The following is an 18,551-nucleotide window of genomic DNA, read 5'->3' on the forward strand; positions in this document are numbered from 1 at the left end:
ATATGATAGCATTAACGTTAACGATTATATTCGCGCTAATTGTAGTTACATTTATCGCATTAACAATTAAAATTATTCCTCAGCAAAAAGTTGGGGTTGTTGAAAGATTTGGTAAGTTTCAGCGTATTATGCACCCAGGATTAAATATATTAATCCCAATTGTAGATCGCGTTCGTGTATATCACGACTTACGTATTCAACAAACGAATGTACCACCACAAAAGGTAATTACGAAAGATAACGTACAAGTAGAAATTGATACAATTATTTTCTATCAAATTGTCGAACCTGAACTTGCGACATATGGTATCTCAAACTATGAATATGGTGTTCGTAACATTACTTCTGCAACGATGCGTCAAATTATCGGTAAAATGGAACTTGATGAAACGTTATCTGGTCGTGAAAAAATTTCAACAGAAATTCGCTTAGCGCTTGATGAAGCAACAGAAAAATGGGGCGTTCGTATTGAGCGTGTTGAAGTAGTAGACATTAACCCGCCAAAAGATGTGCAAGCATCTATGGAAAAACAAATGAAAGCAGAACGTAATAAACGTGCGATTATTTTAGAAGCTGAAGCAGCAAAACAAGATAAAGTTCTTCGTGCGGAAGGGGAAAAACAAAGTAAAATCTTGATGGCTGAAGGGGATAAAGAAGCACGTATTCGAGAAGCTGAAGGTTTAAAAGAAGCGAAAGAATTAGAAGCGCAAGGGGAAGCAAGAGCAATTGAAGAAATCGCAAAAGCAGAACAAAACCGAATTGAATTACTTCGTGCAGCAGATTTAGATGAACGCGTACTTGCTTATAAATCATTTGAATCATTGATTGAGGTTGCAAAAGGACCAGCAAATAAAGTCTTTATTCCATCTAATGCAATTGAAACACTTGGTACTCTTGGGGCAATCGGAGAAATCTTTAAAGAAAAACAAGCGAAGAAATTGCCTTCAAATGATACAGGTAAAGAACAATAAGAGTGAGGAAGAGGAATGGGATGCCATTTCTCTTTTTTGTGCGTATATTACGAAAGGCTTGTACATATCCATGTATAAAGAAGGTGATACAGTGAAAAAGTATGCAACTCGTATACATGGGAAAAAACTAATCTCGTTACTTTTTTTATATGCGCTAATAGTAATAATTATCGCGTCAATTTTGACGTCGCTTTTACATACAATGAAATCAAGTTATGCGAATCAATGGTTTGGAAAAGTGTCTATGCAAGGTTTTGTTCAAATGATAGAAAGTGAGAATCACTATTATGGATTTGATTATTTTAAGCAGAATAAACGGGAGTCTGTTGGGAATTTAATGTTCTCTATTGCGACAGATTTGAAAATTAAAGATTTAAGAACATTTGTCGGTAAAGAAGTACCTGGTATGTCAAAGTATTACTCTAACATTATCGTAGCTGGGGAAGGGACAAACTTTACGAATATCCCGAATGAATCTAGTGTACCGATTGAAGAAGTAACGAAAGAGCGAGAGGTAGCAAAAGATAAAGTTACAGAAGCAGAAAAGAATAATCCGGTGCAGAAAAAGAACGGAACGAAAAAAGGTGAAAATGCAGTATACATTTACCATACACATAGTTGGGAATCCTTCTTTCCTTTATTACCAGGAGCTACCGATCCATCGAGTCCAGATGTAAATGTGTCCTTATTAGGAAAACGTATGAAGGAGCAACTGGAAGGACAAGGAATTCCAGTTGTTCATGATAAAACGAATATGGGGGATTTATTAGCGAGTAAAAAATGGAAATGGCCGCAATCGTATAAAGCATCTCATGAATATGTAAAAGAAGCATTAGCGCAAAATAATAAAATTGCGTTTCCGATAGATATACACCGTGATGATCAGCGCAAGAAAGTAACTACAAAAGTAATTAATGGGAAATCGTATGCAAGATTATATTTTATAATTGGGATGGAAAATGAAGGACGTACTGAAAACGAAAAAATTGCAAGAGCAATCAATAGTTATTTAGATGAAAACTATTACGGATTAAGTAGAGGGATTTTTCCGAAGTATAAAAAAGATGGAAATGGCGTTTATAACCAAGATTTATCTAAAAATGCGATGTTAATTGAAGTTGGTGGTGTTGATAATACGTTAGATGAATTATATAACACAATTGACGTATTAACGGAAGCATTTAGTAAGTATTACTGGAATGATGCAGAGAAAGTGAATGGATGAGGGACGGGAGACCGTTCCTTTTTCATTTTGGAAACCTTAAAATATGATATAATTAAATTTTGTGAATGTTGAATAAAGGAGCGGGGGAAATATGCAAATACTACTAGTACGCCACGGAGAATCTGAAGCAGACATATTACATGTACATGAAGGCCGAGCTGATTTTGAATTAACAGAAAAGGGAAGACAGCAAGTACAAAAACTTGTACAGAAAGTGAAGGCTGATTTTCCACCAGATTTCATTTGGGCAAGTACATTAAAACGTGCCCGTGAAACTGGTGAAACATTAGCGGAAGCAATTGGTTGTCCAATTCAACTAGAAGAGGAATTAATGGAGTTTAATAATGGGGTGCAAGCCGGCTTATCTTTTGAAGAAGCGAAAAAATATCCTGAGCCAAAGTTTCTTCATGACCGTTTTGAAAATGGAGAATCATTTATTGAATTTAGAATGAGAATAGAAGGAATCTTTTCTAAAATCGTGACAGAGAATACATATGATCGAATTGCAATTGTTGCACACGGCGGTGTAATAAATAGTATGTTACGAGCGTTTTTCAAAATGCCAATTTCAATGGACTATTATTTTAAAATGGGAGATACGGGAATAAGTTTAATTGAAATTGAGGGTGAACAAAAAACGATACATTTCATTAATGATACGAATCATTTGGACGGGATGTAAAAATTTATGTACAAAGTCGTATTTTTTGATGTTGACGGTACGCTTTTAAGTGAAATTGATAGAAGTATGCACGAAAGTACAAAAGAAGCAATACAAAGGTTAATAGATAAAGGAATTCACGTAGTTGTTACAACAGGGAGACCATATAGTTTATGCTCACAATTTAAAGAACTAGGCATAGACACATTTATTTCTGCAAATGGTGGACATATAAAGTGTAAGGAAGAAGTTATTCATAAATCGATACTTTCAAGTGAAATTGTTCATGATATTTCAAATTTCGCTGAATTACATGGTCATAGTGTTTCTTACTTTACAGAAGAATTTTCTATGAATGGTATAGTCCCAAAAGATGAACGTGTAATACGAGCATTAAACGAAACTTTAAATTTAGAGCGGTATCCTGATAAAGTTAGAAACTTATCAGAAGAGATGTATTGTATATGTCTGTATGCTGATGAAATGGAAGCTCAAAAATTTTTTGAAAGATATCCAATGCTTACGTTTGAACGTTTTCATGGTTATGTTATGAATGTGTTGGAAGATAATAAAGTATCGAAGCTAACTGCAATCCAAAAGGTATTGGAACATTTAAATATTTGTAAGTCAGAAGCAATGGCATTCGGAGATGGTGGAAATGATATTGAAATGTTACAGTATGTAGGTTTAGGAATTGCAATGGGAAATGGTGGAGAAGAGTTAAAAACAAAAGCTGATTTCGTTACAAAGAAATCAAGTGAAGGTGGCATTTCGTTTGCTTTAAAAGAGTTTAGGATCATTTGAAAAAATAATTAGTCAGTGAAAAAAATCCTGTTTTCATAATAGGATTTTTTGCTAACAATACTCTTGCAATAAAAGGAAAGAAATGAGTATAATATAAAAGTAGTTAGGTAAACTAATTAAATGGGAGGAAGGAGAGTGAAAATGAATGGATTCAAAAAAATGTGATCTTCCTTTAGGGATTGATCCATATGCAGAGTTAATAAAAAAGACAGCATCAACGGATACAGATCCAATCGCAGCAAAACTTGGTTTGTTAATGTTATGGACGTCTGATAATGTTCTTGATGCTGTTGACGTAGATTTAGCCCCGCTTGGTATAACGGAAAGCAAATTAGATTTTTTATTGTTATTTATTTTGCGTGAAATGGAATCGAATGGAGAAGAAGTGAACATGAGTCCGTCGGATATAGCGAGTCGATTAGGGATTACACGTGCTTCTGTCACTGGCTTATTAGATTGGATGGAGAAACGAGAGTTAATCGTAAGGTTCCATCATTCTGAAGATCGAAGAAGATTAAAGGTGAAAATTACTCCGAAAGGAAAAGAACTAGTTACACATTCTTTACCGACTTTTTGGTCATCTTGCGCTTCGTTAGTTAATGACTTTAATCAAGAAGAGCGTCAAGTGTTAGAGAAGCTATTAAATAAAATGCAAGTAATTATGCAGATGAAATTAGGGGAAGGTAGGTAAATAAGTTGATTGTGAGAGTCAACTTTTTTATTTAAACATATAATTAGTTTACCTTATTATACGCTTAGCTAATTTAAAAGGGCGATAATGTATTTTTTAACGAAACGAATTAAGTGAGTGTTGAAGGGATTTTATTTTGAGTCATTTACTTTATAAGTTTTCAATCGATGAGGAAAATCAATGTAAGGGGGAGATTTTATGATGGAAATATCAAAAGAAGTAAATAGTGGGAGGAATTATACAGTAATGACAGCGGTGTTATGTTGGGCAGGTATGGTAGTTATGTCCAGCCTATATGTGACGATTCCTTTAATCGCTCTATTTTCAGATATTTTTAAGGTTTCATTAGCGCAATCTGCGGCTACAGGCAGTATATTTTCGGTAGGTTTTGCTATAGGTTGTTTGTTATTTGGGGCAATCTCTGATAAATATGGGCGAAAAAAAGTGATTTTTATTGGATTGCTTGCACTGTCGATTGTTTCTTTTTTCTTAGGGTTTGTGGATAGCTTATTTTGGCTTATTATTCTTCGAGGGTTACAGGGAATAGCAGCAGCTACATTTTCTCCAGTGGCGTTAGCTTACGTTGTAGAAATGTTTCCAGTAGAGAAAAAAGTTACAACCATAGGGTTTGTTAGTACCGGTTTTTTAGTAGCTGGAATTGTAGGGCAAGTAATAAGTACTGCTGTTAGTCAGCATTTTGGATGGCATATGGTGTTCTTTCTTCTTAGCTTTGTCTATATCATTACTGCTGTATGGGTTCATTATTCTCTTCCGAAAGGGGAAACGTCTCAAGCTTATACGGATATTTTGGGGCCAATGAAACAGATGGGGAAAGTTTTTACACATAAAAGCTTAGTATGGAGCTATATGGTTGCGTTTGTTTTATTAATGGCTTTTGTTAATATGTATACTGTTTTAGGGAATTATTTGAGCTCTTCTACTTACAATTTAACAGCAGAACAAATTCTATATTTTCGCCTAGCAGGGTTATTTGGAATGTTACTATCACCATTTGCAGGTCGTTTAACAAAGAGGTTCGAAGTAAAGAAAGTTCTTCAAGGAGGATTGTTAGTTGCTATTTTTAGTCTAAGTTCAATGGGATTTATTTCGACACTGCCGTTACTTGTAATGATGAGCGTCTGCTTCGTAATAGGTATTGCTATATCGGTTCCATCTTTAGTTTCTCTTGTCGGCCAATTAGGAGGGAGAGCAAGGGGAATAGCGGTTTCTATTTATACTTTCGTTTTATTTTTAGGAACTAGTATAGGACCTATTATTTCTATTTATCTTATGAAAATAGGGAACTATGCTCAGACGTTTATTTTATTAGGAGTCATACTCTTTATTGGCTTTGTTTCCACTCTTTTCATTCAAATAAAGGAATGCAAGGATCTTTAACATGCTCAACTAGTAAAATGTGAATTTGACTGCGATGATGATAAAAGTGAGCGACGATTTCAAGTAACCATTCGAATCGAGAATAAGCAATATCCCAATAAGCAGTCATAATTTCCGCTAATTCTTCATTGGAATAGGATAAAAAAGTTTTAGAAAGTAAACCGTACCCTTGTATCATCATTTGTTGCATTTGAGCAATTGTTTCGGGTGTTTGTTCTATATAAAAGGTATGTAACTCTTTTTCCGAAATACCATTTAAGATGAGTAAATCAGCATGGCAAATAAGGGAAAGATGTGTACACATTTCAAATAATGACCGCTTTGATTCAATCGGTGTTATTTTCAAATCACTTTCATTATATTGATTCAGTATTTGGATAGAAGTATCAACAGCAACTTTTAGTTGATGCAACGCAGATTGTACAAACATTGTAATTCTCCTCATCTCCATATATAATAAATTCTTAAGGGTATTATATCATACTTAAAATTCCGAAAATTCTAGTAGTTTGACTAGCATAGTGAAACGTATTATATTGTAAAAGGTCATATGAAACGTGAAATAGAATGGAATGCAATTATTGAGTTAGGAGTTAGACCAATGAGTTTGAAATATGGAAGAGATACAATTGTTGAAGTTGACTTAAATGCTGTAAAACATAATGTAAAAGAATTTAAAAAACATGTAAACGATGAAAATATTGCAATGATGGCTGCTGTAAAAGCGAATGGGTATGGCCATGGGGCAGTTGAAGTTGCGAAAGCTGCGATTGAAGCAGGGGTGAACCAGCTTGCAGTTGCATTTGTCGATGAAGCGATCGAATTAAGAGAAGCTGGAATCACTGTACCAATCTTAATATTGGGTTATACATCAGTTGCAGCTGCGGAATCCGCAATTCAATATGATGTTATGATGACAGTCTATAGAATAGAAGATTTACAAGGCATAAATGAAATTGCACAACGTCTTCAAAATAAAGCACGTATTCAAGTGAAAATCGATACAGGAATGAGCCGTATCGGTTTGCAAGAAGAAGAAGTTAAACTATTTTTAGAAGAATTAAACCGTATGGAGTATGTAGAGGTAGTAGGGATGTTTACACATTACTCTACGGCAGATGAAATTGATAAATCGTATACGAATATGCAAACAAGTTTATTTGAGAAAGCTGTAAATACAGCAAATGAATTAGGGATGCAAATACCATACATTCATAGTTCAAATAGTGCAGGGTCAATGGAACTAAGCAATACATTTCAAAATATGGTTCGCGTTGGTATTGGAGTTTACGGCATGTATCCTTCGAAAGAAGTGGATCATACAGTCGTTTCCTTACAGCCTGCATTGTCATTAAAATCAAAAGTAGCTCATGTTAAACATGCGACGAAAAATCGTGGTGTTAGTTATGGAAATACGTATGTAACAACGGGTGAAGAATGGATTGCGACTGTGCCGATTGGTTATGCTGATGGCTATAATCGCCAGTTATCTAATAAAGGGTATGCATTAATTAATGGAGTTCGAGTGCCGGTTATTGGTCGTGTTTGTATGGATCAGCTTATGCTGGACGTTACAAAAGCGATGCCAGTACAAGTAGGGGACGATGTGGTATTTTACGGCAAACAAGGTGAAGAAGAAATTGCTGTAGAAGAAGTAGCGGATATGTTAGGCACAATTAATTATGAAGTTACATGTATGTTAGGCAGAAGAATTCCTCGTGTTTATAAAGAAAATAATGAAACGACTGCGGTTGTAAATATATTAAGAAAAAACTGAATCGATATGATTCAGTTTTTTCTTTACTTTTCGTAAATGAAAATTGGGCTATTGATGTTTTTTGAACAAGTCATAATAATTATGCTTCATTATAATTTCAAATCCACAATGTGTATATAACTGTAAAGCATTGTTATTTTTCGTTTCAACGTCTAATTCAATCGTTGAAACTCCTTCTGTAATGAGTGTATGTACCATATAACTTAGAATATCTTTACCATATCCTTTACCTTGATAAGAAGGATGGACTGCGAAGCCTGAAAGTGTAGTAGATCGCTCTTGGTGAGTAACTGTAATCGTTCCAATTGATTTTTCATTCATAAGAGCAACGTAAACTTGATGAGAAGGTGACTTCATCATTTTTTGTAACCATGTGGATGTATTTGCTACAGAATCCCCGAAAGCTTTACTAGAGATTTCTATGAGATCAGGAAGTAATTCTGAAGATGCGATGGAAAGTTTAATAGTATTCTTCGTTGTTTCTCGTTTTTTATTTGATTTACACGTCATATTATACTCGCTGTATAGATAAGGTAATTTCATTTGATTTGCAAATGCTTTCCCAGATGAGGAATCTCCATTAATGATGAGAAGAGCTTCGTCTATGTCTCTTTTTTGTATTTCGTTCATGGCAGTTTGTAAAAGGGCAGTGCCTATATGTTGTTTTCTATAGTTTGGGTGCACAAATCCTATTAACTCCAGTTTAGTCGGTCTTTCAAAGTCGTACATACTTAATGCACCAATTAATTGGGTATCATCAAAAAATAGAAAATCATTGATTTCTTTTTTATTACGAGCAGTTAAAAAGTTAACATGTAAATCTGATGAGTAATCAATTTGATCGTATTGTCCGCAAATATGAGCTAAATCTTTCATTTGCTGAATTTCGTTTGCTGTTAAAGATGTCTTTTTTTCAATGTTCATTTCATAATCCCTCGCAATCGTTTTTAAAAATAGGATGGGTAACTTAACCATTTCTTTAATTCCACACTACCTTGAACAGATAACAGTCGGTACAAATAACGATAAGGCTGTCTACATTCCTCAAGATGAGGAATAGGCATAATTGTTTCGTAACCACTTTTAAAGGCATGAGCCTCTTTTTCTGAAAGTACATATTCTAATCCGATAAAATCAAACTCTCGCGGGGCAACTGCATAAGCTTCTGTATCTACTAAACCAGTAATAGTTATACCATCTGATAAAAACTGAGTAGGATCCATATCAATTAAGACGAGTGTAGATTCCTTTGGGATTGGTAAGGTAGAAAGTTGTGACTCAAAAGTATGAAATGCGTTATATATGCTCTCGTTATCGAAATAAAACCTATTCACAAGTTCTTTACTCACTTTTAAAATGTGTGGCTGGAATTCCGCTAGTGGAACTTGGAGTGTACGTGACGGATTTCCTACGAAATGGGCTGTATACTTATGTATTTGTGCTAGTCCTTTTCCTAGGCTGAATAAAATAGAATCTGGTTGCCCAATAAAAGATTGAACTGTATTACCTACTAATTTTTCAGCCACAATGAATTCTCGGCCATCTAAAATATGTTTTTCTAAAATTTTTGGGATAGGAAGATTTGTATGTTTTTGCAGCAATGCATGTACCGTTTCTAAATGATGTACGTTCCTTGGATCAATTCCAAAGAGATTTTTGCATCCCCACCAAAAATCATTATTTGGCTCTTCATTCATTTTAGAAGAACGAACGATAACTTCTGCATCTGCTGTTTGAATGAGAAAAACGTCACTTGCATGATCTTCATAGCCTGGATGTAAAGCTCGGATGGATAGAATAGGTGAAGTGAATAGTTGTTGTAACATGAAATTCCCTCATTTTTTTCTGTAAATTCTATAAATTTATTATATAACAGAATATGTACCCCGTGGATCATGATAGGGACAATATAGAGCATCCATAAATTTATAGTGAGAAATCAGCATGGAAATTATATTTTTCTAGTTTTGTATGAATTATCAAAATAATGTTTTCGAATGATAAACGTGAAAAATGCTCGAATGTAAAGTTCGTATGATACGAGATATGAAAAGTAAAAGGGGAATGAAGTGTCTATTTATAAGGTTCTGTACTCGTAATAGTGCGGGCTTTAGACAATATTTCTCAATAATAAAATGAAGAGAAAGATAGGAAGAAGGAGAATAGATTCCTATATAATAGATTTAAATTAATTAACATGATTAAGTATTAATTAATGTGTGTTGAATCGAAAGGAGAGAATGGTATGGCGAACGTACTCGTAATAAATTTCCCTGGAGAAGGTCATATTAATCCGACGATAGCAGTTGTTAATGAGTTAATTCGACGTGGGGAAACAGTTGTATCATATTGTATTGAAGATTACAAAAACAAGGTTGAAGCAACAGGCGCTGAATTTCGATCATTTGAGAATTTTCTTTCGCAAATTAATATTATGGAACGAGTTAATGAGGGTGGTAGTCCTTTGACGATGCTGTCCCATATGATTGAAGCATCAGAACGTATTGTTACTAAAATTGTAGAAGAAACAAAAGGAGAAAAGTACGATTACTTAATATACGATAATCATTTTCCGGTTGGACGTATTATAGCGAATATTCTACAGTTGCGAAGCGTTTCTTCTTGTACAACCTTTGCTTTTAATCAGTACATTACTTTTAATGATGAGCAAGAATCGAGCCCAATAGATGAGACCAATCCATTATACCAATCTTGTGTAGTGGGAATGGAAAGATGGAAAGAGCAGTATGGAATGAAATGTAAAAGTTTGTATGATATTATGAATCATCCTGGCGATATTACGATTGTATACACTTCAAAAGAATATCAGCCACATTCGGATGTATTTGATGAATCGTATAAATTTGTCGGTCCATCAATTGCTACTCGAAAAGAAGTGAACAGTTTTCCTATTAAAGATTTAAAAGATGAAAAAGTGATTTTTATTTCTATGGGAACAGTTTTTAATGAACAACCTGCCCTGTATGAAAAATGTTTTGAAGCGTTTAAAGATGTAGAAGCGAAAGTCATATTAGTTGTTGGTAAGAAAATAAATATAAGTCAATTTGAAAATATTCCGAATAACTTTAAGTTGTATAATTATGTGCCGCAATTAGAAGTATTACAGTGTGCTGATGTATTCGTGACACATGGTGGTATGAACAGCTCGAGTGAAGCGCTATATTACGGTGTTCCGTTAGTTGTAATTCCGGTAACAGGAGATCAGCCTTTAGTTGCGAAACGAGTGACTGAAGTAGGGGCTGGAATAAGGCTTAATCGTAAAGAATTAACTTCTGAATTGTTACGTGAGACTGTAAAGGAAGTAATGGATGATGTAACGTTTAAGGAAAATAGTCGTAAAGTTGGAAAGTCACTTCGAAATAGTGGTGGGTATGAGAGAGCAGTTGATGAAATATTTAAAATGAAAATGAATTCATATTTAAAGCTTAAATAAAGTGAAACTTTAATCAGTGTGGACTTTGTTCATCTACAACTGATTGTTAGCTCACACGAATCGGGCGTTTTTGGGTAGCCGACTCTTTGTTTCAGCTTGAAATTTGAAACGGGAGTCTACTGCTCGCGAATAGCAGAATAAACGCTTAAAACACACTTATTGTAATATGTAAGTGTGTTTCTTCTATTAGGCTTTAAATCAATTACATAAAAATCACTGTAAAGGTGAAACTTCTGTGTATATAAACTGATATCTTTGTATTAGTAGTAAGATTACGTTAAAATAATACTAAGAAAATATATAAGTTTTGGGGGTAATGAATGAAGAGAGTATTTGAATACGTATTATTAACAATTGGCTCCATTATTGTAGCGGGTTCACTAGAGCTTATTTTAGCGCCTAATGGACTAGTAGATGGCGGGGTAACGGCTATTGCTATTATGGCAAATAAAGTTGCAGGATTACCGCTGTATGGCGTGTTTTTAGGACTTAATATTCCTATTTTACTATTTACTGCAAAAGTAATGGGGAAGAAGTTTTTTATACGTACATCGTATGCGAATGTTGTTACAACACTCGGATTGATTTATTTAAAACCATTTCCAGCGATTACAACTTCTGAACTATTAATTGTACTTTATGGTGGCGTACTGTTTGGAATTGGTGTAGGGATTGTAGTGAAAATGGGCGGAGCAATAGATGGCTCAGAAATGTTAGCAGTTTGGATGAACAAACACTTTAAGGTACCGATTAGCACATTTTTACTTGCTGTAAATGCAGTTATTTTCATTTTTGTGGCCATTTTATTTTCAATCGAACAAGCGATGTTCTCATTAGCAATTTTCTATATTGTTACGAAGATGATTGATTTCATATTAGATGGCATTAATCAAGGAAAGAGCGTCATGATTATTTCTGGTAAGAATAAAGAAATAGGCGATCTACTTATGAAAGAATTGCAATTATCCGTTACGTATCTACATGGAGAAGGTGGTTTTTTAGGAGAGCATAAGAGAATCATTTATTGTATTACAAACCGTTTCATTTATCCGAAAATGAAAGATCTCGTTCTCTCTGTAGATCCAACTGCTATAATTGAAGCTTCTTATTCAACAGAAACAACTGGTGTTAAGCGTCCGGGAAGGACCGCTCGATCAGGTGATTAACTAAAAGAAGATTGTCCAAAAAGCTATTTTGGACAATCTTCTTTTTTGTTTTGTTGAATTTTTATTGTATTACGAGTTAAACTCAGCGTTAGCAAATTCTCTTTTAACTAGGAAACCAAGCTTCATTCAATAAGTTTACTACCGTTTCAATTTTATTTTCGGGAATACTACCGAAACCGAGTAATACGTAAGATTCTTTGCGTAAATCATTTACAAAATCATAGGGAGAAAGTGGATATAACTTAATACTTTGTTTCTTAGCTGATTCAATAAGTTCTTGTTCATTCATATTGTTATGGGTACGTAGAACAATATGAAGACCTGATTGTTCACCAAGAATTTGAACATTAGTACCCATTTCTTTCACAATGAATTTTACTAATGTATGATGTTTTCTTTTATACAACGTACGACTGCGGTTAATATGACGTTCCCAATTTCCACTTTGTATAAAATTAGCGAAAGCAAGTTGTTGTGTAGTAGAGACTGTTTGTTTAAAAATACCTTGCAACGCTTCATACGTTTTTAAAAGATGCGGTGGTAAAACAACATATCCCATTCGTAAAGAAGGTAAAAAAGATTTTGAGAAAGTCCCCATATAAATAACACGTTCATTTGAGTCAAGACTTTGTAAAGACGGAATTGGTTTACCTGCGTAACGGAACTCCCCATCATAGTCATCTTCAATAATATATCCATCGCGATCATTGGCCCATTTTAACAATTCCAATCTTCTAGATAAAGGCATAATCATTCCAAGCGGAAATTGATGTGATGGCGTAACGTATGCGACATTGGAATTTGTATTGTATAAGTTAGAAATATGAATCCCTTTTTCGTCTAATGGAATGGGATGAATTTGTTGATTGCAGCTTTTAACAATTGCATGTATACGGTGAAATCCAGGGTTTTCAATGCCGTACTCTTTTGTAGGACCAAGCAGTTGAATTAGTAGCCAAAGAAGTGGCTGTGTTCCGGCACCAATCACAATTTGATCAGGTGAAGAATATACACCGCGCGCATGATATAAATATGTTGAAATATGTTCTCGAAGAACGAACTCACCTTGTGGGTCTTCTTTAGCAAATAACGCATTTTCGTACTTTAGTATTGCTTCTTGTAACGCTCTTTTCCAGTTTGTAATCGGAAAAGCAGTTTGATCAATAAGACCTTGGCTACAATCATATTCAAACGGATCTTCTATTAAATTGCTCTTTTCCTTTGCCATATTTAATTTTTTATTCGGGATAACGTCAATATCGACATTTGCAACAAAAATACCACGCTTCGGTTTACTTTCTACATAACCTTCAGCTAATAATTGTTGATAAGCTGATTCAACAGTAATGCGGCTAATATTAAGTTGTGACGCTAAGATTCTATGTGAGGGAAGACGTGTACCAACAGAAATAGTTCCCTGTATAATTTCATATTTTATAAATTCGTAAATTTGTAAGTAAATAGGTGTATTGCTTTCTAATTGCAATGGGATAGTAAAATCCATAGTAAGAACTCTCCTTTAAAACTGGCCTTATAAAAAATAATTAAACTGTCACTTAAGTGAAGGGCAGATACTCCCTATAATAATGATATAACATTTAGAAAATTATACAAATTGTTAGGGGAGAGTTCAAATGAATGTTAAAGAAGTAGTAACAGAAGCACAATTACATGAAGTATTACCTGTTTTACAGCAATTACGAACACAGCTTTCCGAAGAGGAAGCAGGCTTTTTATTTAGAAAAATGAAAGAAGAAAATTATAAACTATTTTCGTTACGTAATGAAGATGATGAAGTTGTTGGCCTTGCCGGTGTAGCAATTTGTACGAACTTTTATAATAAGAAGCACGTTTTCGTATATGACCTTGTAACAGCAGAAGCACATCGTTCAAAAGGATATGGGAATGTATTACTTTCTTATATAGAGAACTGGGGAAAGGAAAATGGATGTGAGTCTATCGACTTAACATCAGCGTTTCCTAGAATTGATGCTCATCGTTTTTATGAAAGGGAAGGGTATGATAAGGTAAGTTATTCTTTTTATAAAAAATTATAAAGAAAGATAGGTTCTATATGACATATTATAGAACCTATTTCATTTAGAAAGGTTTATAATTTATTTTGTATAAATAAAGAAAATGATTGGAGCGTTTATACTTGGAGAAAATAAAGAAACTATCTATCCCTAATAATGCTAGAGTTATCATAATATCTGATATTCATGGAGAATTGAACCTTTTAAAAGAATTACTACATAAAGTTAACTTTAAGAATGAAGATTATTTAATTATTAATGGAGACCTTTGTGAGAAAGGAAGCGATAGCATCGGCGTAGTAGACTATGTAATGGATCTTGTAGAGAGTAATTTAAATGTTCACGTTGTTGAAGGGAATTGTGAAGTTTTAGTTGATGCTCTTCTAAATGAAAATCCAGGTCTCATTAATTATTTATGTACGAGAAAGCATTCGATTTTTAATGAATGGTTAGAACAATTACATTTTTCTATTCAGGAAGATACTTCAATTCAGGAAGTGAAGGAAGTACTGTTAAGTCACTTTTCAAAAGAAATAAATTGGCTAAATAAGCTGCCAACAGCGATTGAAACAGAAGATTATATTTTTGTACATGCTGGACTGGAAGATAGAGTAGATTGGAAAGAAACAGCGCGCAAAAATGCGATAGCAATGCCAGAGTTTTTTAATAAATCGCATAGAGCTAATAAGTATGTAGTTGTTGGGCATTGGCCTGTTGTGAACTATTCTGAAGAAGCCCCGTCTAACAATCCAGTTATTGATAAGGAGAAAAAAATTATTGCAATTGACGGCGGGAATGCGATTAAAGAAGCAGGGCAATTAAACGCATTTATCATTCAGAGGAAACTAACAGGTGATACGTTTTCTTATACATATGTAGACTATTTTCCAATTTATGAAGCAACAGCAGAATTTAATGCTCATGCAACAATGCAGGGAGGGGTTACATATCCGTATTATTACATAGAGCCGGTGGAGAAGAGGCGAGATTACACAATATGCAAGCAAAAGGAAACGAATAAATTACTCAATGTGAAAAATGAATATATTAGGCAACGTGAGTCAGGTGAATACACAGTGAAAACCGATATTTCTTGTGCGCAAATAGGTGTTAGAAAAGGGGATATTGTTTCTCTCATTGATGGTAGCTGCGCAGGGTATGATTTAATTAAAAAAAATGGAGTAGAAGGCTGGATAGAGAAAGGGATTCTACTTGAGATAAATAAGAAGGAAAGTAAAATATTGAGCTGAAATAGGAGGGATGTAACCTCCTGTTTTTTATTAACTGCGTTACGGTCACATATATCATCTTTAGCTATTATGGAGGATTTATCTTCTGGCATTCCGTTTTGTAAATGTTTGTACGAAACTTTTCATTTATTTCGGATACTTCCATAGTTAATAACATATGAGTGAACAGAAGGAATTCTTTACAATGCTGAAAGTCATTTCGTTTAGCGGTATGATTCCGTTTCATATCTTCTTGGAATCGTTGATATATCTCTTGAACTTTTCCCAAAATAAATTCCTCCTGAAATATGGTGAGATTAAAGGTTAGAAGACTACTTTCTTCATAAATATTAAGTGCCAAATAACAAAATGAAACAATATATTATAGAGTTTTGTTTTGATTTTTCTGAAAAAATATTATAATTATATATGAAATAAAGAGGAATGTAGGAGGAAATTATGCAAAACGTTATAAAAAAGGGGAACAAAGTTACAATTCGTACAATTGAAGAATCAGATATAAAAACATTATGGAGCCTCGTATTTAAAGAAGAAAATCCAGAATGGAAGAAGTGGGACGCGCCATATTTCCCTTTCTCAATGCAAGAATACGCACCTTATAAAGAAAAGATGTTAATTCGTTTACAAGAAGAACCTCTATCAAATTTAATTATAGAAAATAACGGTCAAATTATAGGTACAGTCGGATTTTATTGGGAACATAAACCGACGCGTTGGTTGGAGATGGGAATTGTTATTTATGATCCAACATACTGGAATGGTGGCTACGGTACAGAAGCATTAACATTATATCGAGATTTATTATTTGAAAAGATGGAGATTGGTAGAGTAGGGCTCACGACGTGGTCTGGTAATGAACGAATGATGAAAGTAGCTGAGAAAATAGGAATGACTTTAGAAGGTAGAATGCGCAAATGCCGATATTATAACGGAATATACTATGATTCTATTCGAATGGGAATGATTCGTGAAGAATGGGAAGCAATATATGTAACGAAGGGGTGAGGACGCATGTACGCTATTATTGCAACATTTGATAGTGTGTTTACTAATAAGATTATAGAATTGCAAAATGAACTAACGAATATAATAGAGTCAAATCAATTAGCTGGAGTAGAACCGCATATCACACTTGCGGACTATAAGGAGTTAGATGTTAATTTATATACTAAGAAATTAGAGGAGTTTGTAGCTATTCAAGAGAAAATGGCTGCAGTGAATTTTTCTTCTGTTGGAACTTTTCCTACAAACGGAACGATTTTTCTAGCGCCGACTCTTACCGATGAATTGTTAACACTTCATCATTCTTATCATGATCATTTCCAAGCTTTTCATAATAATCCAAATTCATATTATGTACCGGGCAAATGGATTCCGCATTGTACGATAGCAAATCATTTGAACTCGACTCAGTTTTTAAGCGTAATGGAGTATATATATGGGAATTTTGATGTTAAAACAGCTTCGATTGAAAAGTTAAAATTAATTAAGGTAAATTATGAAAATGGTTCTGCCGTTTCTTCTAGTATAGTAGCAGAATATAATTTAAAGAGAATGGAGACATCGAGATGACATATGTAATTAGAGAGATGAAGCAAGAAGATATTCATGCTGTACAAACAGTAGCGAAAGTAGCTTGGCATGATACATATGAAGGCATTATTCCGAGAAAGATTCAAGACAGTTTTTTAGACGAGGCATATTCTGATGAAAAAATGAAATATCGTCTTAAAAATACACATTTATTCGTTGCGGAGGAAGAGGGAGAAGTAATAGGATTTGCTAATTTTTCACCAGTTAGATTGCAAAACGAAGCAGAATTAGGTGCGATTTATTTGTTACCAGATCAGCAAGGGAAAGGAATAGGAAGTGCTTTATTACAAAGAGGGATTAAGGCGTTAAAAGGGATCCGGAAACTGTACATACATGTAGAAGCAGCAAATGAAAAAGGTAAACGTTTTTATGAAGCGAAAGGTTTTGCTGAATTAGAGCAATTTGAAGAAGACTTTGAAGGACATTTGATGCAGACAGTAAGGATGGTTTTATACATATAAGGAGGACTAGAAGTGAAGATTTTTGATTTTAGTGAAAAAGCGGGAAAGCGCATATCAGTATTTCAATCTAATTTCATAATGTCGAAAATAGTAAACCACCAAGGGAATGTACATATCGGTGCTATGCATTTACAAGAGAATGGAATAATTGGATATCATGAAGCAGTTGTATCACAACTGCTTCTTATTATGGACGGAGAAGGATATGTGTGTGGGGCAGATAAAGAAAAAGTAAAGATAAGAGCTGGACAAGCTGTGTTTTGGGAGAAAGGAGAGTTTCATGAGACGAGTACAGAACATGGATTACTGGCAATTATTATGGAAGCGGAGAATCTTGAACAATCGATAGTAATGCCTATTAAGGATGGGGGTTGTGAAAAATGATAATAAAGGCGAATCAAGAAGATACAAGTAAAATATTAAAATATGCAGCCCAATCGCTTTTTGAAGGGACGAGAGGGAATTGCCAATTAAGTACAGAGGAAGCGATTGAAATTACAAAACCAATAGTAGAAAAGGGGGCATGTTATTTAGTCATTAAAGAAGAAAATAAAATATTAGGGTGGATATTAATAGGGGAAAATACCGACTATTTTTCTCGTGAAAAAATTGGATTTATATATGAGCTATACGTTTTTCCAGAGTATCGAGGGAGAGGAATATCACGAGAACTGATGGAGGCCGGTATTAAGGAATTGAAGGAGAAATATTCAGAAATTCGATTAAATGTATTTGCTGGGAATTTTGCGAAAGAGATGTACGAAGAACTTGGGTTTGTTGAAAGACAGGTAATTATGACTTTGAAGTGAGAAAAATTGCGAGGCTGTATTTCTTTTAATTAAAGAATTCCAATAGAGTTTTAATCAAACTTTTTAATGGAAAATTTACGCATTCATTTTAGGAAATCTGTTTTTCTATTGTTAAGAATAACATTTGTAGAATTTGTTTAATTGATTTCTATTTTAAAGTAATAGTAGTTTCTTAAAAAATAACGAAATTTATATTATACAATATATCGTTATTATAGTAAAAGATAAATTTTGGAAAAATATCATTTTTTTGTT

Annotated in this window: 21 protein-coding genes; 16 read left to right on the forward strand and 5 right to left on the reverse strand. The window is 34.0% G+C overall.

Annotated features, from left to right (window positions below; genetic code table 11):
* The first annotated feature begins 2 nt into the window (after nt 1–2).
* From ACS2MN_RS00925 to ACS2MN_RS00950, 6 genes are all read left to right on the forward strand, one after another.
* The gene (locus ACS2MN_RS00925; protein WP_000561128.1) at nt 3–971 is read left to right on the forward strand and encodes an SPFH domain-containing protein; all 969 of its coding nucleotides are present in this window, start codon (nt 3–5) and stop codon (nt 969–971) included.
* Nucleotides 949–2,196: a stage II sporulation protein P gene (gene spoIIP / locus ACS2MN_RS00930; RefSeq protein ID WP_016108243.1), complete on the forward strand. Its 1,248-nt coding sequence runs from the start codon at nt 949–951 to the stop codon at nt 2,194–2,196. Before ACS2MN_RS00925 ends, spoIIP begins: the two co-directional genes overlap by 23 nt.
* Nucleotides 2,197–2,287: 91 nt before the next feature.
* Nucleotides 2,288–2,878 (forward strand): histidine phosphatase family protein, encoded by a 591-nt coding sequence (locus ACS2MN_RS00935; protein ID WP_001166510.1) that lies wholly within the window; start codon nt 2,288–2,290, stop codon nt 2,876–2,878.
* Between the two features lie 6 nt (nt 2,879–2,884).
* Nucleotides 2,885–3,661 (forward strand): Cof-type HAD-IIB family hydrolase, encoded by a 777-nt coding sequence (locus ACS2MN_RS00940; RefSeq protein WP_000278951.1) that lies wholly within the window; start codon nt 2,885–2,887, stop codon nt 3,659–3,661.
* Nucleotides 3,662–3,806: 145 nt separating this feature from the next.
* Nucleotides 3,807–4,352: a MarR family winged helix-turn-helix transcriptional regulator gene (locus ACS2MN_RS00945; RefSeq protein WP_000377475.1), complete on the forward strand. Its 546-nt coding sequence runs from the start codon at nt 3,807–3,809 to the stop codon at nt 4,350–4,352.
* Between the two features lie 201 nt (nt 4,353–4,553).
* Nucleotides 4,554–5,750: an MFS transporter gene (locus ACS2MN_RS00950; protein ID WP_043322905.1), complete on the forward strand. Its 1,197-nt coding sequence runs from the start codon at nt 4,554–4,556 to the stop codon at nt 5,748–5,750.
* Here ACS2MN_RS00950 and ACS2MN_RS00955 read toward each other — a convergent pair.
* Nucleotides 5,719–6,180: a DinB family protein gene (locus ACS2MN_RS00955; RefSeq protein ID WP_000498010.1), complete on the reverse strand. Its 462-nt coding sequence runs from the start codon at nt 6,178–6,180 to the stop codon at nt 5,719–5,721. The two genes, ACS2MN_RS00950 and ACS2MN_RS00955, sit on opposite strands and share 32 nt — an antisense overlap.
* 171 nt (nt 6,181–6,351) lie before the next feature.
* On the opposite strand from ACS2MN_RS00955, the gene alr reads away from it, so the two are divergent.
* Nucleotides 6,352–7,527, forward strand: a complete 1,176-nt coding sequence (gene alr / locus ACS2MN_RS00960) for an alanine racemase (RefSeq protein ID WP_088056088.1) — start codon at nt 6,352–6,354, stop codon at nt 7,525–7,527.
* Between the two features lie 48 nt (nt 7,528–7,575).
* Here alr and ACS2MN_RS00965 read toward each other — a convergent pair whose 3' ends face one another.
* Together ACS2MN_RS00965 and ACS2MN_RS00970 are read right to left on the reverse strand one after the other, a co-directional pair.
* Nucleotides 7,576–8,451, reverse strand: coding sequence for a GNAT family N-acetyltransferase (locus ACS2MN_RS00965; RefSeq protein WP_346994290.1), 876 nt, complete (start codon nt 8,449–8,451; stop codon nt 7,576–7,578).
* A gap of 23 nt (nt 8,452–8,474) precedes the next feature.
* On the reverse strand, nt 8,475–9,353 hold the full coding sequence (locus tag ACS2MN_RS00970; RefSeq protein ID WP_088056043.1) for a nitrate reductase: 879 nt from the start codon (nt 9,351–9,353) through the stop codon (nt 8,475–8,477).
* 419 nt (nt 9,354–9,772) lie between these two features.
* Here ACS2MN_RS00970 and ACS2MN_RS00975 point away from each other — a divergent pair, with 419 nt between their 5' ends.
* Together ACS2MN_RS00975 and ACS2MN_RS00980 are read left to right on the forward strand one after the other, a co-directional pair.
* Nucleotides 9,773–10,981 (forward strand): macrolide family glycosyltransferase, encoded by a 1,209-nt coding sequence (locus tag ACS2MN_RS00975; protein ID WP_088056042.1) that lies wholly within the window; start codon nt 9,773–9,775, stop codon nt 10,979–10,981.
* Between the two features lie 320 nt (nt 10,982–11,301).
* Entirely contained in the window at nt 11,302–12,147 is an 846-nt protein-coding gene (locus ACS2MN_RS00980) for a YitT family protein (RefSeq protein WP_000831972.1), read from the forward strand.
* Nucleotides 12,148–12,250: 103 nt separating this feature from the next.
* Here ACS2MN_RS00980 and ACS2MN_RS00985 read toward each other — a convergent pair whose 3' ends face one another.
* Nucleotides 12,251–13,651: a PLP-dependent aminotransferase family protein gene (locus ACS2MN_RS00985; RefSeq protein WP_088056041.1), complete on the reverse strand. Its 1,401-nt coding sequence runs from the start codon at nt 13,649–13,651 to the stop codon at nt 12,251–12,253.
* 130 nt (nt 13,652–13,781) lie between these two features.
* Between ACS2MN_RS00985 and ACS2MN_RS00990 the strand changes: the two genes are divergently transcribed.
* Both ACS2MN_RS00990 and ACS2MN_RS00995 read left to right on the forward strand, forming a co-directional pair.
* Entirely contained in the window at nt 13,782–14,204 is a 423-nt protein-coding gene (locus tag ACS2MN_RS00990) for a GNAT family N-acetyltransferase (RefSeq protein WP_001101106.1), read from the forward strand.
* 101 nt (nt 14,205–14,305) lie between these two features.
* Nucleotides 14,306–15,433: a metallophosphoesterase gene (locus tag ACS2MN_RS00995; protein WP_200203939.1), complete on the forward strand. Its 1,128-nt coding sequence runs from the start codon at nt 14,306–14,308 to the stop codon at nt 15,431–15,433.
* A gap of 67 nt (nt 15,434–15,500) precedes the next feature.
* On the opposite strand, the gene ACS2MN_RS01000 is transcribed toward ACS2MN_RS00995, so the two are convergent.
* Nucleotides 15,501–15,701 carry a hypothetical protein gene (locus tag ACS2MN_RS01000; protein WP_000521185.1) on the reverse strand — a complete coding sequence of 67 codons (201 nt, stop codon included), beginning with the start codon at nt 15,699–15,701 and terminating at the stop codon, nt 15,501–15,503.
* A gap of 170 nt (nt 15,702–15,871) precedes the next feature.
* On the opposite strand from ACS2MN_RS01000, the gene ACS2MN_RS01005 reads away from it, so the two are divergent.
* Genes ACS2MN_RS01005 through ACS2MN_RS01025 form a run of 5 tightly spaced genes read left to right on the forward strand, consistent with a single transcriptional unit; the run spans nt 15,872 to nt 18,296 of the window.
* Complete coding sequence (locus ACS2MN_RS01005) at nt 15,872–16,438, forward strand: GNAT family N-acetyltransferase (protein WP_001181777.1); 567 nt, start codon at nt 15,872–15,874, stop codon at nt 16,436–16,438.
* A 6-nt stretch (nt 16,439–16,444) separates the two neighbouring features.
* A complete protein-coding gene (locus ACS2MN_RS01010; RefSeq protein ID WP_000270903.1) occupies nt 16,445–17,005 on the forward strand; it encodes a 2'-5' RNA ligase family protein in 561 nt (186 codons plus the stop codon).
* Nucleotides 17,002–17,487 (forward strand): GNAT family N-acetyltransferase, encoded by a 486-nt coding sequence (locus ACS2MN_RS01015; RefSeq protein ID WP_000222834.1) that lies wholly within the window; start codon nt 17,002–17,004, stop codon nt 17,485–17,487. The genes ACS2MN_RS01010 and ACS2MN_RS01015 overlap by 4 nt, the downstream gene beginning before the upstream one ends.
* Nucleotides 17,488–17,499: 12 nt before the next feature.
* Nucleotides 17,500–17,871, forward strand: coding sequence for a cupin (locus ACS2MN_RS01020; RefSeq protein WP_000688064.1), 372 nt, complete (start codon nt 17,500–17,502; stop codon nt 17,869–17,871).
* Nucleotides 17,868–18,296 (forward strand): GNAT family N-acetyltransferase, encoded by a 429-nt coding sequence (locus ACS2MN_RS01025; RefSeq protein ID WP_000584249.1) that lies wholly within the window; start codon nt 17,868–17,870, stop codon nt 18,294–18,296. The genes ACS2MN_RS01020 and ACS2MN_RS01025 overlap by 4 nt, the downstream gene beginning before the upstream one ends.
* Nucleotides 18,297–18,551: the final 255 nt, after the last annotated feature.

The sequence above is a fragment of the Bacillus cereus group sp. BceL062 genome (assembly GCF_051780025.1).
GTDB classification, from domain to species: domain Bacteria; phylum Bacillota; class Bacilli; order Bacillales; family Bacillaceae_G; genus Bacillus_A; species Bacillus_A toyonensis.

What these genes read in the sequence shown, in the direction of transcription:
- ACS2MN_RS00925 (WP_000561128.1), top strand. Translation starts at nt 3, where the DNA reads ATGATAGCATTAACGTTAACGATTATATTCGCGCTAATTGTAGTTACA.
- spoIIP (WP_016108243.1), top strand. Translation starts at nt 949, where the DNA reads ATGATACAGGTAAAGAACAATAAGAGTGAGGAAGAGGAATGGGATGCC.
- ACS2MN_RS00935 (WP_001166510.1), top strand. Translation starts at nt 2,288, where the DNA reads ATGCAAATACTACTAGTACGCCACGGAGAATCTGAAGCAGACATATTA.
- ACS2MN_RS00940 (WP_000278951.1), top strand. Translation starts at nt 2,885, where the DNA reads ATGTACAAAGTCGTATTTTTTGATGTTGACGGTACGCTTTTAAGTGAA.
- ACS2MN_RS00945 (WP_000377475.1), top strand. Translation starts at nt 3,807, where the DNA reads ATGGATTCAAAAAAATGTGATCTTCCTTTAGGGATTGATCCATATGCA.
- ACS2MN_RS00950 (WP_043322905.1), top strand. Translation starts at nt 4,554, where the DNA reads ATGGAAATATCAAAAGAAGTAAATAGTGGGAGGAATTATACAGTAATG.
- ACS2MN_RS00955 (WP_000498010.1), bottom strand. Translation starts at nt 6,180, where the DNA reads ATGTTTGTACAATCTGCGTTGCATCAACTAAAAGTTGCTGTTGATACT.
- alr (WP_088056088.1), top strand. Translation starts at nt 6,352, where the DNA reads ATGAGTTTGAAATATGGAAGAGATACAATTGTTGAAGTTGACTTAAAT.
- ACS2MN_RS00965 (WP_346994290.1), bottom strand. Translation starts at nt 8,451, where the DNA reads ATGAACATTGAAAAAAAGACATCTTTAACAGCAAACGAAATTCAGCAA.
- ACS2MN_RS00970 (WP_088056043.1), bottom strand. Translation starts at nt 9,353, where the DNA reads ATGTTACAACAACTATTCACTTCACCTATTCTATCCATCCGAGCTTTA.
- ACS2MN_RS00975 (WP_088056042.1), top strand. Translation starts at nt 9,773, where the DNA reads ATGGCGAACGTACTCGTAATAAATTTCCCTGGAGAAGGTCATATTAAT.
- ACS2MN_RS00980 (WP_000831972.1), top strand. Translation starts at nt 11,302, where the DNA reads ATGAAGAGAGTATTTGAATACGTATTATTAACAATTGGCTCCATTATT.
- ACS2MN_RS00985 (WP_088056041.1), bottom strand. Translation starts at nt 13,651, where the DNA reads ATGGATTTTACTATCCCATTGCAATTAGAAAGCAATACACCTATTTAC.
- ACS2MN_RS00990 (WP_001101106.1), top strand. Translation starts at nt 13,782, where the DNA reads ATGAATGTTAAAGAAGTAGTAACAGAAGCACAATTACATGAAGTATTA.
- ACS2MN_RS01005 (WP_001181777.1), top strand. Translation starts at nt 15,872, where the DNA reads ATGCAAAACGTTATAAAAAAGGGGAACAAAGTTACAATTCGTACAATT.
- ACS2MN_RS01010 (WP_000270903.1), top strand. Translation starts at nt 16,445, where the DNA reads ATGTACGCTATTATTGCAACATTTGATAGTGTGTTTACTAATAAGATT.
- ACS2MN_RS01015 (WP_000222834.1), top strand. Translation starts at nt 17,002, where the DNA reads ATGACATATGTAATTAGAGAGATGAAGCAAGAAGATATTCATGCTGTA.
- ACS2MN_RS01025 (WP_000584249.1), top strand. Translation starts at nt 17,868, where the DNA reads ATGATAATAAAGGCGAATCAAGAAGATACAAGTAAAATATTAAAATAT.